The organism is Candidatus Neomarinimicrobiota bacterium (assembly GCA_022567655.1).
Classification (GTDB): domain Bacteria; phylum Fidelibacterota; class SORT01; order SORT01; family SORT01; genus JADFGO01.
In genome coordinates this window covers 1-13,843 of record JADFGO010000011.1, presented here as the reverse complement: position 1 = coordinate 13,843, position 13,843 = coordinate 1, and the positions used below count along the sequence as shown (strand labels likewise).

Genomic DNA, 13,843 nt, shown 5'->3' with positions numbered 1-13,843 from the left:
TTCATTATTTGCTGTTTCTTGTTAAATAGTCGATAATAACTTGCGACATAGCTCTGACTCCTAATTCGAGGGCATCTTCATCAGGATTGAAGAGAGCCGTATGCACGCCGTATATTTTGTTCTCTTTTTCGTTTCGGACTCCAAGGTCAAAATAGAATCCCGGCACCTCATTTGCAAACCAGGCGAAATCTTCAGCGCCCATGGTCGGATTCCCAACTATCACTAAACTTTCACCTACGGTGGATTCGAGGGAAGAGATAGATTGCGCAGTAAGCTCCGGGTCGTTGACGGTAACGGGCGCTCCCCGTGTATAGGAAAATTCGTAACTCGCTCCGTGCGCCGAGGTGATACCCTTCAAAATTTCCTCCATTATGACCGGTACCTGCTCATGCGCCTCAGGGTCAAGTGTGCGGACTGTACCCTCAAGTATGACTTCAGCGGCGATTATATTGAAATTTTCACCGCCGTTAATTTTTCCGACTGTTACTACGACCGGTTTCCGGGCATCTATTCGCCTGCTGGTAATGCTTTGCAGGGCGGTTACCACTTCCGAGGCTATTACAATAGCGTCAATCCCTTTCCACGGATATGCCCCGTGAGAGCGCTTGCCGTGGATCGTGATCTTGAAAAGATCACTCGAAGCCATAAAGGGACCCGAGACATATCCGAGACTACCGACATCAAGTTCAGAAGCAACGTGCAGTCCGAATATCGCTTCTACGTCGGGCGAATTGAGTACGCCTTCCTTGACCATGAGGCGAGCGCCTACCATCTGTCCCGACGGCGCTTCCTCAGCCGGTTGAAAGATAAATTTTACTTTACCGGGAAGTTCTTCCTTGACGTCATTGAGTATCTTGGCAACCCCTAAAAGGATAGAAGTGTGAAAATCATGCCCGCAGGCGTGCATTACCCCCTTGTTTTTAGAGGCGAATTTCAATCCTGTCTCTTCTTCAATCGGCAGAGCGTCCATGTCGGCTCTGACGGCAATTGTCGGACCCGGCTTGCCGCCTACTAACAAAGCGACCACTCCGGTATTGGCAACTCCGTTTACGGGGTTAAATCCGAACTTCTTCAGGTTTGATTCTACAAATTTTGAAGTTTCATTTTCTTCGTTGGATAGCTCCGGGTTTTCATGAATATGCCGCCGCCACTTTTTAACTTCAGCGGCGATCTCCGAGGATTTCGCTTTGATAGTTTTGTTCAAGTCTCTATCCCGTCCTTTTATAGTTGTTAAGGATACAAAGGTTAAAATAATCAGAATGAAGAAGAACTTTAATTGATTTCTTCTAATCATCTATTATCTCAATTCATATTCGATTGATATTTTGATAAGTACTCTATTATCCTTTGTGAATCGTTAATGACTTCATCGCCGTCGACAATAACCGGAACCAGCGATTGCCCCGAAAGCTCCTGAACTATCTTTCTCCGGTGACGCGGAGAGGGCACTATCACGCTTTCGAATTCCAATCCGAGCTCATTCAATCTGTCCTTCACAATATCACAATAGGGGCAGAACGTTGTTTCGTAAAGCTTAATCATCGGATTTTTGCGTTCGGTGATGGACTGAATTGCTTAAAAATTGCAAAATCTCTTTATTTACTATTTCAGGTTGTTCCATACTACACAAATGACCTGCGTTTTTAACCGACAGATGCCGCACGTTCAAGAGAGAATCCGCGAGAGATTCGGCAGTGTCATGGAACTTTTTATAATCGTTTTCTCCTGTAATTATAAGGAAAGGAGTTTCTAACGCCGGAAGTAATTCCAAAATCCTCATCGAATCATTTCTCCCTGAAAGATTATCATCAACGGGAGTACCTGAAAACTGCCTGACGGCATTTTTAAGATTCATCCAATCGTCAATTCCTATATTCATTTTACCGAATACGGGCTCCTTTAGCAAGACATTTTCAACTGCGCTATCCAATCCCTTATCATTCATAACACTCCGGAATTTATTCAAGGTCACCGACCAGTCATCTCCCGGTATAAATCGCGGAGGCATCGGACTTATGAGAACGGTTGAGATAACCGATTCAGAATAGGCTACCGTGAACTCCGCAGCGACCGCACCACCGAGAGATAATCCGATCAGATGCGCCTTATCCAGGTTCAATTCGTCAAAAAGCCGTTTGATATCCGATGCATAATCGTGAAAGGTGTAGCCATGGTCAGGCGCCGAAGATTTACCGTGCCCTCGCAGGTCAGGAATAATCACCCTGTATGTTTTGGAAAGCGCTTTTACCTGCGGCGTCCACATAAGTCCCGATAGAGTCAGACCATGGAGCAGTACGACCGGAGTACCGGTACCTTCTTCGCGGTAATAGAGGTTCAGATCTTTGGTGCTTAATATCGGGGTCAAATCAGTCTATTGCGTAAGAAACCCTGATATGAAGGGTTGGTGGGAATGAACTGAAAATATTTCTAATTAACGGTCCAGGTGTACCCGCTTGATAGAAGTTTTTGGATATCTCCTTCTCCGTTCTTGTTGATGACGTCTTCGATCTGATCTTCTATCATATCTTCGTAACATGGTCTTTCTACAGAGCGGAAAACACCTAAGGGCAGCGGACCGCCATAAAATTCGATGTTCGCAAGAATATTTGCCATTATCGGGGAATCCTCTTTCTCGTTATGGACGAGAAGATCTTTTTCGGAATATTTATCCCCTAATTTGACCATCTTTGGCGTCACACCGTCCAATATAACGCCTTTGTCATTATCTTTTCCAAAAAGAAGAGGTTTACCGTCTTCGAGGATCAGCGTGTTATCGTCTTTTACGTCCTTCTCGGTATATTCGAAAAACGCTCCGTCATTGAATATGTTGCAATTCTGGTATATCTCAACGAGTGAAGTGCCTTTATGATCAAAAGCTTTTTTAATCATTTCGGAAAGGTGATGAGGCCATCGGTCTATCGTGCGTGCTACAAAAGAAGCTTCAGCCGCGAGGGCTACATTAACGGGTCTTATCGGCTGCTCAACGCTTCCGAACGGACTTGATTTTGTGACTTTACCCATCTCCGAGGTAGGGGAATATTGTCCCTTGGTCAAGCCGTAAATACGGTTGTTGAAGAGCAGAATATTGATGTCCGGGTTACGCCGAAGCGCATGTATAAAATGATTTCCTCCAATTGACAACGCATCTCCATCGCCCGTAATGACCCATACAGACAGGTCAGGATTAGCGACCTTGACTCCTGTAGCGATCGGAAGCGCTCTTCCGTGTATCGAATGAAAACCATAGGTGTCAAGGTAATAAGGAAAGCGGCTCGAACAGCCAATTCCGGAAACGAACACGAAGTTTTCCTTCGGGACTCCGAGAGTAGGCAATAGCTTTTGAACCTGTGAAAGAATCGAGTAATCGCCGCATCCGGGACACCACCGAACTTCATTGCTTGACGTAAAATCCGCTTTTGTTAATTGAGATACTGCTCTGCCGTTTCCGTTGCCTTTGTTCTTCATATTCTAATTCCCTTTCAGAACTTCCCGGATCTTATCGTAGATTTCGTGTATTAAAAATGGTTTCCCTTTAACCTTATTCAGCTGGACGACATTAACACCGAATCGGGCTTTTATCAGTAATGCTAATTGGCCGAGATTGATCTCGGGTATAAGAACCTTTTCAAATGAGCTCAAAACTTTACCGAGGTTTTTCGGAAACGGATTCAGGTAGTTGAGGTGTGTGCTCGATATCTCTATTCCATTAGCGCTTAGAGACTTGACCGCCGCTGATATTGCGCCGAACGTACTACCCCAACCGAGTACGAGAAGTTTACCTGATTTCGGCCCTGTTACTTTCAGGAGCGGAATTGAATTCGCCAGACTTTCCACTTTTTTATGACGGTACATCGTCATCAGTTCGTGGTTGAGAGGGTCGTAGCTCACGTCACCTGAGCCGTCCGCCTTCTCCAAACCACCGAGACGATGCTCTAAGCCGGGAGTCCCCGGGACAGCCCAGGGCCTGGAAAAAGTTTTCATATCTCTTAGATATGGAGCGTACGTTTTGGGATCGGTGTGATGTTTTATCTCGATTCGAGGCAGGTCTGCGACATCAGGCACTTTAAACGGCTCAGAGCCGGAGCCGAGGTAACCGTCCGTAAGGAAGATAACAGGCGACATCGACTCTACGGCAAGACGGACAGCTTCGAATGCCATTTTGAAGCAATCAGCTGGAGTCGAAGCTGCAACTATAGGAAGCGAAGAGTCACTGTTACGACCAAACATCGCCTGAAGCAAGTCGGCCTGCTCGGTCTTTGTGGGCAATCCGGTGCTCGGACCGCCCCTCTGGACATTTGAAATAACTACCGGAATCTCCGTCATGAGTGCCAGGTTGATCGCCTCGCTTTTAAGGGCGAGTCCGGGACCGCTCGTTCCCGTAATTCCGATACTTCCCGTATAAGCTGCGCCCAGAGCTGCGCATATCGCCGCAATTTCATCTTCCGCTTGTATAGTTTTGACGCGGAACGATTTATGCTTAGCGAGCTCATGAAGAATGTCGCTGGCGGGCGTTATCGGGTAAGATGCATAAACCAGTTGCTTACCGGCTAAATTTGCCGCCGTTACATAACCGAGAGCGGTCGCTTCGTTGCCCGTGATGTTGCGGTATTTCCCCTTTTTCATTTTCGCCTTTTTTACGGAATAATGACTTGTGAAAATCCGGGCGGTTGACGCAAAGTTATTACCTGTTTTCAGCGCTGTAATATTCGCCTCAGCAACGTCGGGGACTTTCGCGAATTTTTCCTTCACCCACTCGATGGTCGGCTGAAGAGGTCGGTCATATAACCAGAAAACTATCCCTAAAGCGGTGAAATTTTTTGAACGCTCTTTAATTTTGTTATTCAAATTGAAATCTTCGAGTGCGTTCAGAGTTAATTTGGTAATCGGGATCTTGATCAGACGATACTCCGATAAAGATCCATCTTCGAGCGGTGAAACGTCGTATCCGGCTTTTTGAATATTTAGGGGTTTAAACGCATCTTCGTTTACTATAAGTATTCCGCCGGGTTGTAAGTCACCGACGTTCATTTTCAGAGCGGCGGGGTTCATTATAACCATGGCATCAGGTTCGTCACCGGGTGTCATTACATCATGACTCGAGAAGCAGATTTGGAATCCGCTAACACCGGGGAGTGATCCTGCCGGCGCTCTGATTTCCGCCGGAAAGTCCGGCAATGTGCTCAGATCGTTGCCGAAAATCGCAGTGGTGTTGGAGAATTGGGTGCCGGCAAGCTGCATTCCATCACCGGAATCGCCGGCGAATCGCACTGTTGCGGAATCTATGTTCTCTAAATTTTCTTTTATCTCGGCTGCATCGGGTTGATCGCCGTTCGATTTAGCCATTTCAGACTCTGGATATTTCTTTGATATATCGTGTGTTAATTTTTCCCACCTTTCAATATTTCGCTCGTAACGGCTCTGTTTTCAGCCTGAACCGGTTCTATATATGTATTAAAACGTATATAATCAAGCGAAAAAGGGAGTGTCCGTTATTTAGCTGGAATCTTCTTCTTTTTCGTTCAGAATCCCGAGTTCTTTTTTAATATTTCGCTTGAATAATATTGATTCTTTATGATATTCACGCAGTCGCTTTTCAACTTCGCCATACACGGTTCCCTTTGGAAAATGTCCTCTCTTATTTCTTTTTCCGGCGGGGACGCCGGTAAGTACTTCGATTCCCTGCTCGATTGATTTAATCGGCCAAATATGAAATAATCCTGAGCGTACCACTTCGATTATGTCTTTTCTCAACATCAAGTGCTGCACGTTCGATGCCGGGATCATCACTCCCTGATCACCGGTAAGTCCTTTATCGAGGCAGACGTCAAAAAATCCTTCAATCTTTTGATTGACTCCCCCGATAGCCTGAACTTTCCCCATTTGATCTACGGAGCCGGTAACGGCAATCGGTTGCTTGACAGGAATCGAAGAGAGAGCTGAAAGGAGTGAGTAAAGCTCTGTCGACGAGGCGCTGTCGCCGTCTATAAAGGAGTAATTTTGTTCAAAAGTTATGCTCACCGACAGCGATAAGGGTGTATTAACAGCGAATATTCTATTTATGTATGCAGAAAGGATGAGCACACCTTTGTTGTGGGTGCTTCCGCTCAACTTTACCTCTCTGTCTATCTGGACAACGTTTCCTTTTCCGGCGTAAACACTGGCGGTAATTCTTGCAGGAACACCGAACGAGTGATCTCCTGCCTGATATACCGCGAGCCCGTTGACCTGACCGACAACGCGCTTCGACAATTCGAAGGTTATGACATCCCTTTTTATCTGCTCTCTGATCTTTTCCTCGACGAGGTTCGAGCGAAATCTACGTTCATTTATCGCCGATTCGACCTCCTGTTCGGAAACAAACCGTCGATTGTTTTTTCCAGCCGTATAGCTCGCTTCCCTGACAATATTCACCAAGTGACCGAATTGAATAGATCCGCGCTTTTGATCAGAAACAGTCCGCTGGGCGTGTTCGATGATCGCAGCTACTCCCGATGGGTTAAAATGACGAAGGTCCTCTTCAAAACATACTTTTGATATGAAACTTGCGTACTGATTGTTCGAGTTTTTTGTCATCTTTACTGAATTGTCAAAGTCCGCCCTTACTTTAAAAGTTTTCCTGAACGATTCGTCATACTGTTCAAGAAAATGGAAAATGTCCGCTCTTCCGAGGAGAATCACTTTAACGTCAAGCGGTATCGGTTCGGGTTTAAGACCGACCGTTGTGATCAAGCCGAGTTCATCGCTGAGGTCTTCTATCCGCAGCTCTTTGTTTTTCAACGTCCGTTTCAACGTCTCCCAGACGAACGGATGAGAAAGGATGGACTCGATATCAACGATCAAATAACCGCCGTTTGATTTTAGCAGACTTCCGGATTTTATCAGCGTAAAATCGGTGACAAGAGTACCGAACTGCGCTTTCTTTTCGATTCTGCCGAATAAATTTTGATAAGTGGGATTGGTCTCGACCACAACAGGAGCGCATTTCACCTTCGTATTTGATACGACAACGTTGATTTTATATTTCGTAAAACTCGGTTTTGACTGAGGAATCTGAAGGCTCAGCACGTTGCCTTTTTCTTCTCCTAAGGAAACTATATCCCATACGTTTTTAATAAGGTCGTCTTTGACTTCATTTAAATACTCTTTAACAGGATCGGAAAAATTGTATTTCTTCAACAACTTTCCAAGTCGTTGATTGACAGTAAACTCAGCGATATCTTCGTTCAATTTTTCTATCTTTTCATCGGTTTTCTCTTCTAATCGGGAGAGCTCCCTGACGGATGCCGAAATTTTATCCTGAACCTCTGCGATATTTTCATCGATTTTTTTCTTACTTCTTTCAGGCAGATTCTCATATTCTTCAGGCGTCATCTCTCTGTCGCCGATAAATGGAATTGTTTTGTAGCCGGTGGCGCTTCCCTGAATTATTATTTTCCGCTTTTTAGCATAGTTTTCAAGGCGTTGAAGCGCTGAATTTTGTTTCTCATTAAACTCACTGTAAGTGTCTTCTTTCTGTTCCTCATAGGGTTTATCACTAAACGCCTTCGGTAAATCCGATTTTAATGAGTTCAACAGCGCTTCCATATCCTTCTTGAATTCGATTCCCATTCCGAGGGGTAAGGAGATCGCGCGAGGATGATCCGGTTCGGAAAAATTGTGAACGAAGAACCAGTCATTGGGACCAACATCTTTTTCTGCGAGTTGACGGAGAATCCTTTCCACTATTGTAGCTTTTCCTGTTCCGGATAACCCCGTCACGAAGATGTTGTAACCGTGACCTTTCATACCCAAACCGAATTCGATCGCCCGAACCGCTCTTTCCTGTCCGATAACTCCCGATAAAGGGCGTACTTCTTTGGTTGATCTGAACTTAAATGATTTGGGGTTTATGCTGTTCCGAAGTTTTTCGGGAGATAGGGATTTAATTATCAATAGGGACACGCTCCATCAAATAACAATCTTTGTTTTCATTACGTTAAGCTATCTTTGAACCCGTATTGAGTCAAGGATATTAATCAGCGGGAATATCCGAGCGCGGCTCATTTTTTCCCATAGCAACCTTAAGCAAGAAATAGACAAGACCGAGAAATATTGCGAACGAAATAAATGTGTCCATGCCTCCCATCCATTCATGAAAATTCCACGATGGTCTCGTTCCAACGTATAAAGCGTAAAATGCTATGAGTACGCCCGTAATACCATCACCCGCCACAAAACCTGAACCGAGAAGAATTCCTCTTTCTCTTCTCTGTTTCAATAAATCTTCATTTTTGGCGGATTTTTTTTCTACATAATGTCTGATTAACCCGCCGACAAAAATCGGGGTCATAGTAGAGACAGGAAGGTAAATTCCCACCGCTAAAGGCAGTGAGGGTATTGATAATAATTCAGCTACTATTGCAAACATCACACCCGTCATGATAAGAACCCACGGGATGTCCCTGGATAGTATTCCCTCGATCACCACTTTCATCAAAGTTGCCTGGGGCGCCGGAAGCTCGGTTGAGCCGAACCCGTAAACCTGATGCAGAGCAACCACAGTCATCGCCACAAAATAAGCTGCCGTGCCGGCGCCTATCATCTCGCCTATCTGCTGTCGGTAGGGTGTGGCGCCGAGGAGAAAACCGGTTTTTAAATCCTGCGAGGTATCACCGGCGATAGAGGCGGCTACGGCAACCACCGCTCCAACGGTAATAGCAGTAGCTTTGCCGACATCATCCGTCCAGCCAAGCAGAACGAATATGGAGCTTACCAGAAGCAGTGTAGCGATAGTCATTCCCGATGTGGGATTGCTTGTTACCCCGACGAGTCCGACGATTCTGGAGGAAACGGTAACAAAGAAGAACGAACAGATAATTATGAGCGTCGCACCCACCGCACGTACAGCGAGTGAGTCCGCTGCACTGATAATATTAGGTGAAAGAGCGATTAAAAGAGCTATGATCAGTACGCCGCCGAGTACGTATGCCATGTTCAGGTCTCTCTCCGTGCGAATTTTTAACTCATTAGATGAAGAGATGCGGCTTTTTATCTGTTCCAACCCAACTTTAAAAGAAGAGACAATTGTGGGGATTGCCCTTGTAAGAGAGATTAGTCCACCTGTGGCGACGGCGCCGGCGCCGATGTACCTTATGTAACGGGACCATATCTGACTCGTTGTCATTTCACTAATGAGTTTAGCCGGTTCAGGCGCGAGAGTAGAGGTTAAACCATCCCCGAAGTAAGCAATAAGCGGTATCAAGATACCCCACGACAGAAGACTGCCGGAAACCAGTATCGCCGACACGCGATATCCGAGGATATAGCCCACCCCGAGTAAAGCCGGGAGGATGTGAATGCCTATTCTACCTTTGGGGAGCCCGGGAATCGCCCAGCTCAAATTCTCACTCCAGAAGTTCCCGAACGACATCAAGCCTTTAAATACGGCTCCGACACCGAGACCCGTAAATACGATTTTCGCATGAGATCCGCCTACTTCGCTTGCGACAAGGACTTCGGCACAAGCAGTTCCCTCGGGGTAGGGAAGCTTTCCATGTTCCTGGACGATCAGGAATTTGCGAAGCGGTATCATGAAAAGAATTCCGAGCAGTCCCCCTGTGAAACCGATTAACGCCATACTGAAGACGGTCGGATCAAGACCCCAAAGGAATAGTGCGGGAAGGGTGAATATTATTCCGCTCGCGAGACTCGAGCTGGCTGAGCCTACCGTTTGAGAAATGTTATGCTCAAGTATGGTAGTTTTTCCAAGCCACGGCCTGACAAGACGGAAGAAACCGACAGTCATAACAGCTATAGGAACGGAGGTCGAAACGGTCAACCCTACTTTAAGTCCAAGGTATGCGTTTGCGGCGCCGAATATTATTCCGAAAAGCGCTCCGACTATTATTGCTTTCAGCGTGAATTCGACTACGTTATCTTTTTCAGCGATGTATGGTTCGTAAACTTCGCCTTCTTTAGGCGCGTACGCCGCTGAGCTGAGCGTTTTGACCTTGCTGTCATTACCCATTAATTAAATTCCTTGATGTTATTACGCGGTTCAATTTTGTATTATTATCATTATACGTTAAGTAATTATCCTTCGGACCAATTGACAATTATATCTTTTTTGTCATCGGGCAATGGGAAAAATACGTCAGATGTATCCGAAAGTCTCGGCATCGTTCCTTCCTTTACCCTGATTCCGATTCTTTCTTTCGCCCGCCAGATTTGAATCGTGTCAAGAATGATCGTGTCGGGAAAAGAAATCGCGAAGTACGGCATTTGTCCCTTAAACACGACCAATGATTCCGGTTGATGACAAAAAGAACAGTTGAACAGAATTATTTCCTGCACATTCTGCGGGATCGGCTGATAGTTTGCCTCGTCCGTGGGGTTTTCGGCGATATCGGTACATCCGATAAGGAACACAGCGAGAATTAAGAAATAAGGGTTTCTCATCTTTCATCCACATGGCATCTCAAACATGTCGTAGCTTCCCCCTGAAGGTCGTGGCAGCCCATGCAGCGCTCGAGATCACGCCGCGCGAAATCAGCATGTCTTCCGCCGACTCTGAAACCGGGCGCCCAGTCGGAACCCTGATGCCATTTAGGCATGAACCGGTTTTCATCTTCCCTGTGGCATTCAACGCAAAACTCCGTAAACTCATGGCAGGTAGTGCAGAAACGTTCCCTGCCTTTGGCATCGATAGGATGGAGGAAGCGGTAATTAAGTGAATGCACTCTCGATATGGTCTGCGGTTTCCTTCCCCGTTCACTCGGCTGGTAAAAGGGTGAAACGCTCTGAGGAGAAGATTTCGTCAGCTGGGAACCGGTGTGGCATTCCTGACACCAGTTATCCTGATGACACATAGCGCAATTATTCTCCGCTTTCAACTTTCCCGAATTATATATGACCCGGTGCTTGCTCAGCCAGTCGGTAGTATGAAATTCGGGTCTTAAATTATCCTCGTTCAGGTGGCACCACCCGCAGTCGGTAGGGGCGATTTTATCGTTATGGCAATTGAAGCATGTGGTCATAGGCGGCATATTTGCTTCGCTGATAACATCCTGATTTTCGATATCGCCGTGGCAGAAGAAACAGGGAAGTCCCCGGGTGACAGTGTGGTATTTGTGGTTGAAGTTTAATTCAGGTTCGGGTGTTATAAATCCTCTGAATCCCTTTGCATCTGTTGTCAAATGACACTGACTGCATTTCTCCGGAGATTCAACGTCATGGCATGAGGAGCATACTTCCTTAGAAGGTAAAATAATATCGGAAGATCTGACCGAAATGTCGGTGTCTTTGTGACAAGTTGAACATTCGACATTTTCCAAAGCCATGTGAACTTTGTGCGAGAGCTTGATCGGTCTGATCTTTTCATCGCCGGCGTTAACGCTGTTCAGCTGAATAAACAATAAAGAATAAAGGAGGAGGCTGAATTTTTTGAACATCTCAGTAACCCTTCCCCTTGAAGATCCAGAAGTTGACTTTCGCGAAAGCGCGTAATTCCCTGTCATTTCCCGCAAAGGGAATAAAATCAGCTATATTCGCCCATTCTATCGATTGAGCGAGCGTCTGAATTTCCGCGTCCACCGAAATATGCCGGTTGATCTTCCAGTTTCCTCCGGTTCTGACGCCGAATGCGGAGCTTTTGTCGCTGTCGTCGAGAAGATCGAATGAAGTCAACGAAAACGCAGACCACTCGCCGTCAAGTCTGAGGCTGATTGTCTTCGTTATCTTACCGTAATAACCGCCATAAACCCCGAACCAATCGCCGCCGTACCCGTTTCGGACGGTTAGTCCCGCTGTCAATCCGTTCAGCGATATTCCGGTGTTGAACCGCAGGCTCCTTGAGCTCCTGCCTCTATATGATGGAGCGCCGTAATAGACGACTGCTATTTTGCCGTTATACCAGAACTCTTCCGAGATTCTTTTATCCAAAGCAAGACTGAGTTCATTACTCCGCCGAAGCAGTTTGCTGAACCTGCTGAAAAACGAATTGATGTAAATGAGCGGGCGGCGATTGAGAAATTCGGCGGTTATGTAATGAGATTTCGGACGGTTGTAGGTAACTATCAGTTCGCTCCTTTCAAGAGCTAAAGTTCCGTCCGGGACTCCGTCTCCAACACTTAAATCCGCTCTCAGGTATAGTGACATTCGGTCGTTCAGTTCCCTTGTAACGTCTATCCCTACAGCCTGCCTTTGCAGGGAGGTAGGGTTCACACTGCTGATTCCCAATCGGGGAGGGTTCAGCTCGAACGGCTCGACGCTTTTCGATCTTCTCATGTAGCTGAATTTTGCGACGCTTCCAAACAGGTAATAGAGAGTCAGTTCGCCCCCGAACATATGACTCTCGTTCCAGCTGTCGATCTTTTCCGAATCGGTCAAGGGAGCTGATGTCCCGGCATAGAGCAATAATTTCCCGTTATCCGAACCCCTGTAAGTTAGCTTTAATCCGTCAATCGGTCCCCTGCCGACTCCGGCGAAGAGAAATTGTCTTCCGATTTTTAAATCCGTATCGAAGAACGCTCCGGAATAATCAGCGTATATGTCGTATAATTTGAGATACGTATTGTCAGGAACGTTTGAATTCAGATCATCGGAGAGATAAAAATAGCTTTTGAGCTTTAATCCCTTTTTGAAAAAATCACGCAGGGTTATGCTTGATGACTGATAGATTCGTAAATGTTCCCTTTTGGTGCCATCGTAACTTTCCGACCATGCATAGACGGAAGAGGAGAACCTGCCGTCGTATGATTGAGCGTTTAGCCCTGACTGAAATAACAGGATAAAAAAGAAGAGAGTAAAATAGTGGAGCCGCCAAAATCGCCCCGAATAATAGAAGTCACTGTGAAAAATCTGCGTTTTCCGTTTTGATTAGTTTCTATTAAAATCTACTTCACTTAGGGCGTAATTATAAGCGAGCAGTGTCAGTATGTCAAGAGTTTAGGATATTTGAACTTCCCCTAAAATATCAGGTGAATCCGGGTGACAGTTACAATGCAGATTCCCCTTCTTAGCCAGGCTATTTGGAGTCTGTGTGCAAACCCAATAACAATGTAAAAAGCGTCATTGCGAGTCCGCCAGCTTGCGGACGAAGCAATCTCATAAATAACTGCAGTACAAGTACTTATGAGATTCCTTCAGTCGTCCCGAAACTTCGGGACGGGACTCCTTCGGAATGACGTTTTTTTCTATGTTTTCACACAGCCTCTAAAATCGGGGGTTAATGACAGCGTAAGAGTAATAATCCCGACATCTTCTTAACCCCTCGATTGATCGAGGGGATATAGATAAGCCGTGCTAATGCAAACTGTTTCAACAGTTTTTCATTTGAAATCCGTTTCTAAACAGCCTCTAAACAGACCGGTTTATCTGGTACAACTCGGTAATAGATTTAGAAACAGATTATTGACAATAATGACCTGAATTGTTAAACTCCCGATGCGAAGAAAGGATAATTTATGTCAGATAAGGTAAAAGCAGTCGGGATGCTCTCCGGCGGACTGGACAGTACGCTCGCCGCACATGTCATGAAAAATATGGGGGTTGAGATTCAGGGGGTAAACTTCAGCACCGGATTCTGCATCACGGATCATCAGAGAAAATTGAACAGGGATGACGTTCCGGTTCAGAAGATGCAAAACGAAGCGCTGCGTTTGGGTTCGGACCTTGAGATACCCATCGAGATAATAGATATATCCACCGAATATTGGGATATACTCCTAAACCCTAAATACGGTTATGGAGCCAATATGAACCCATGCGTCGATTGCCGTATCATGATGTTCTCAAAGGCAAAAATTTATATGGAGGAGATAGGCGCTCACTTCGTTTTTTCGGGCGAAGTAATGGGACAGCGTAC

Annotated in this window: 11 protein-coding genes; 1 reads left to right on the top strand and 10 read right to left on the bottom strand. The window is 45.8% G+C overall.

From position 1 onward, the window contains the following. Positions 1 to 4: 4 nt before the first annotated feature. The 10 genes from IID12_02250 to IID12_02205 all read right to left on the bottom strand — a co-directional run bounded on the left by IID12_02250 (position 5) and on the right by IID12_02205 (position 12,393). A complete protein-coding gene (locus tag IID12_02250; GenBank protein MCH8287916.1) occupies positions 5 to 1,204 on the bottom strand; it encodes an amidohydrolase in 1,200 nt (399 codons plus the stop codon). A 98-nt stretch (positions 1,205 to 1,302) separates the two neighbouring features. Then, the gene (locus IID12_02245) at positions 1,303 to 1,542 is read right to left on the bottom strand and encodes a glutathione S-transferase N-terminal domain-containing protein (GenBank protein ID MCH8287915.1); all 240 of its coding nucleotides are present in this window, start codon (positions 1,540 to 1,542) and stop codon (positions 1,303 to 1,305) included. Then, complete coding sequence (locus IID12_02240; GenBank protein ID MCH8287914.1) at positions 1,535 to 2,365, bottom strand: alpha/beta hydrolase; 831 nt, start codon at positions 2,363 to 2,365, stop codon at positions 1,535 to 1,537. The genes IID12_02245 and IID12_02240 overlap by 8 nt, the downstream gene beginning before the upstream one ends. Positions 2,366 to 2,427: 62 nt before the next feature. Further along, the gene (locus IID12_02235; protein ID MCH8287913.1) at positions 2,428 to 3,465 is read right to left on the bottom strand and encodes a 2-oxoacid:ferredoxin oxidoreductase subunit beta; all 1,038 of its coding nucleotides are present in this window, start codon (positions 3,463 to 3,465) and stop codon (positions 2,428 to 2,430) included. 3 nt (positions 3,466 to 3,468) lie between these two features. After that, a complete protein-coding gene (locus IID12_02230; GenBank protein ID MCH8287912.1) occupies positions 3,469 to 5,343 on the bottom strand; it encodes a 2-oxoacid:acceptor oxidoreductase subunit alpha in 1,875 nt (624 codons plus the stop codon). Positions 5,344 to 5,493: 150 nt separating this feature from the next. Then, the gene (locus IID12_02225) at positions 5,494 to 7,932 is read right to left on the bottom strand and encodes an AAA family ATPase (GenBank protein ID MCH8287911.1); all 2,439 of its coding nucleotides are present in this window, start codon (positions 7,930 to 7,932) and stop codon (positions 5,494 to 5,496) included. A 79-nt stretch (positions 7,933 to 8,011) separates the two neighbouring features. Continuing rightward, entirely contained in the window at positions 8,012 to 10,006 is a 1,995-nt protein-coding gene (locus tag IID12_02220) for an oligopeptide transporter, OPT family (protein MCH8287910.1), read from the bottom strand. Between the two features lie 65 nt (positions 10,007 to 10,071). Continuing rightward, positions 10,072 to 10,437, bottom strand: a complete 366-nt coding sequence (locus IID12_02215; protein MCH8287909.1) for a hypothetical protein — start codon at positions 10,435 to 10,437, stop codon at positions 10,072 to 10,074. Continuing rightward, on the bottom strand, positions 10,434 to 11,429 hold the full coding sequence (locus IID12_02210; GenBank protein MCH8287908.1) for a cytochrome c3 family protein: 996 nt from the start codon (positions 11,427 to 11,429) through the stop codon (positions 10,434 to 10,436). Before IID12_02210 ends, IID12_02215 begins: the two co-directional genes overlap by 4 nt. A 1-nt stretch (position 11,430) precedes the next feature. Further along, positions 11,431 to 12,393 carry a hypothetical protein gene (locus IID12_02205; GenBank protein ID MCH8287907.1) on the bottom strand — a complete coding sequence of 321 codons (963 nt, stop codon included), beginning with the start codon at positions 12,391 to 12,393 and terminating at the stop codon, positions 11,431 to 11,433. A gap of 1,049 nt (positions 12,394 to 13,442) precedes the next feature. Between IID12_02205 and IID12_02200 the strand changes: the two genes are divergently transcribed. Beyond that, positions 13,443 to 13,843 (top strand): hypothetical protein (locus tag IID12_02200; GenBank protein ID MCH8287906.1); only part of this gene is annotated, 401 nt, incomplete at its 3' end.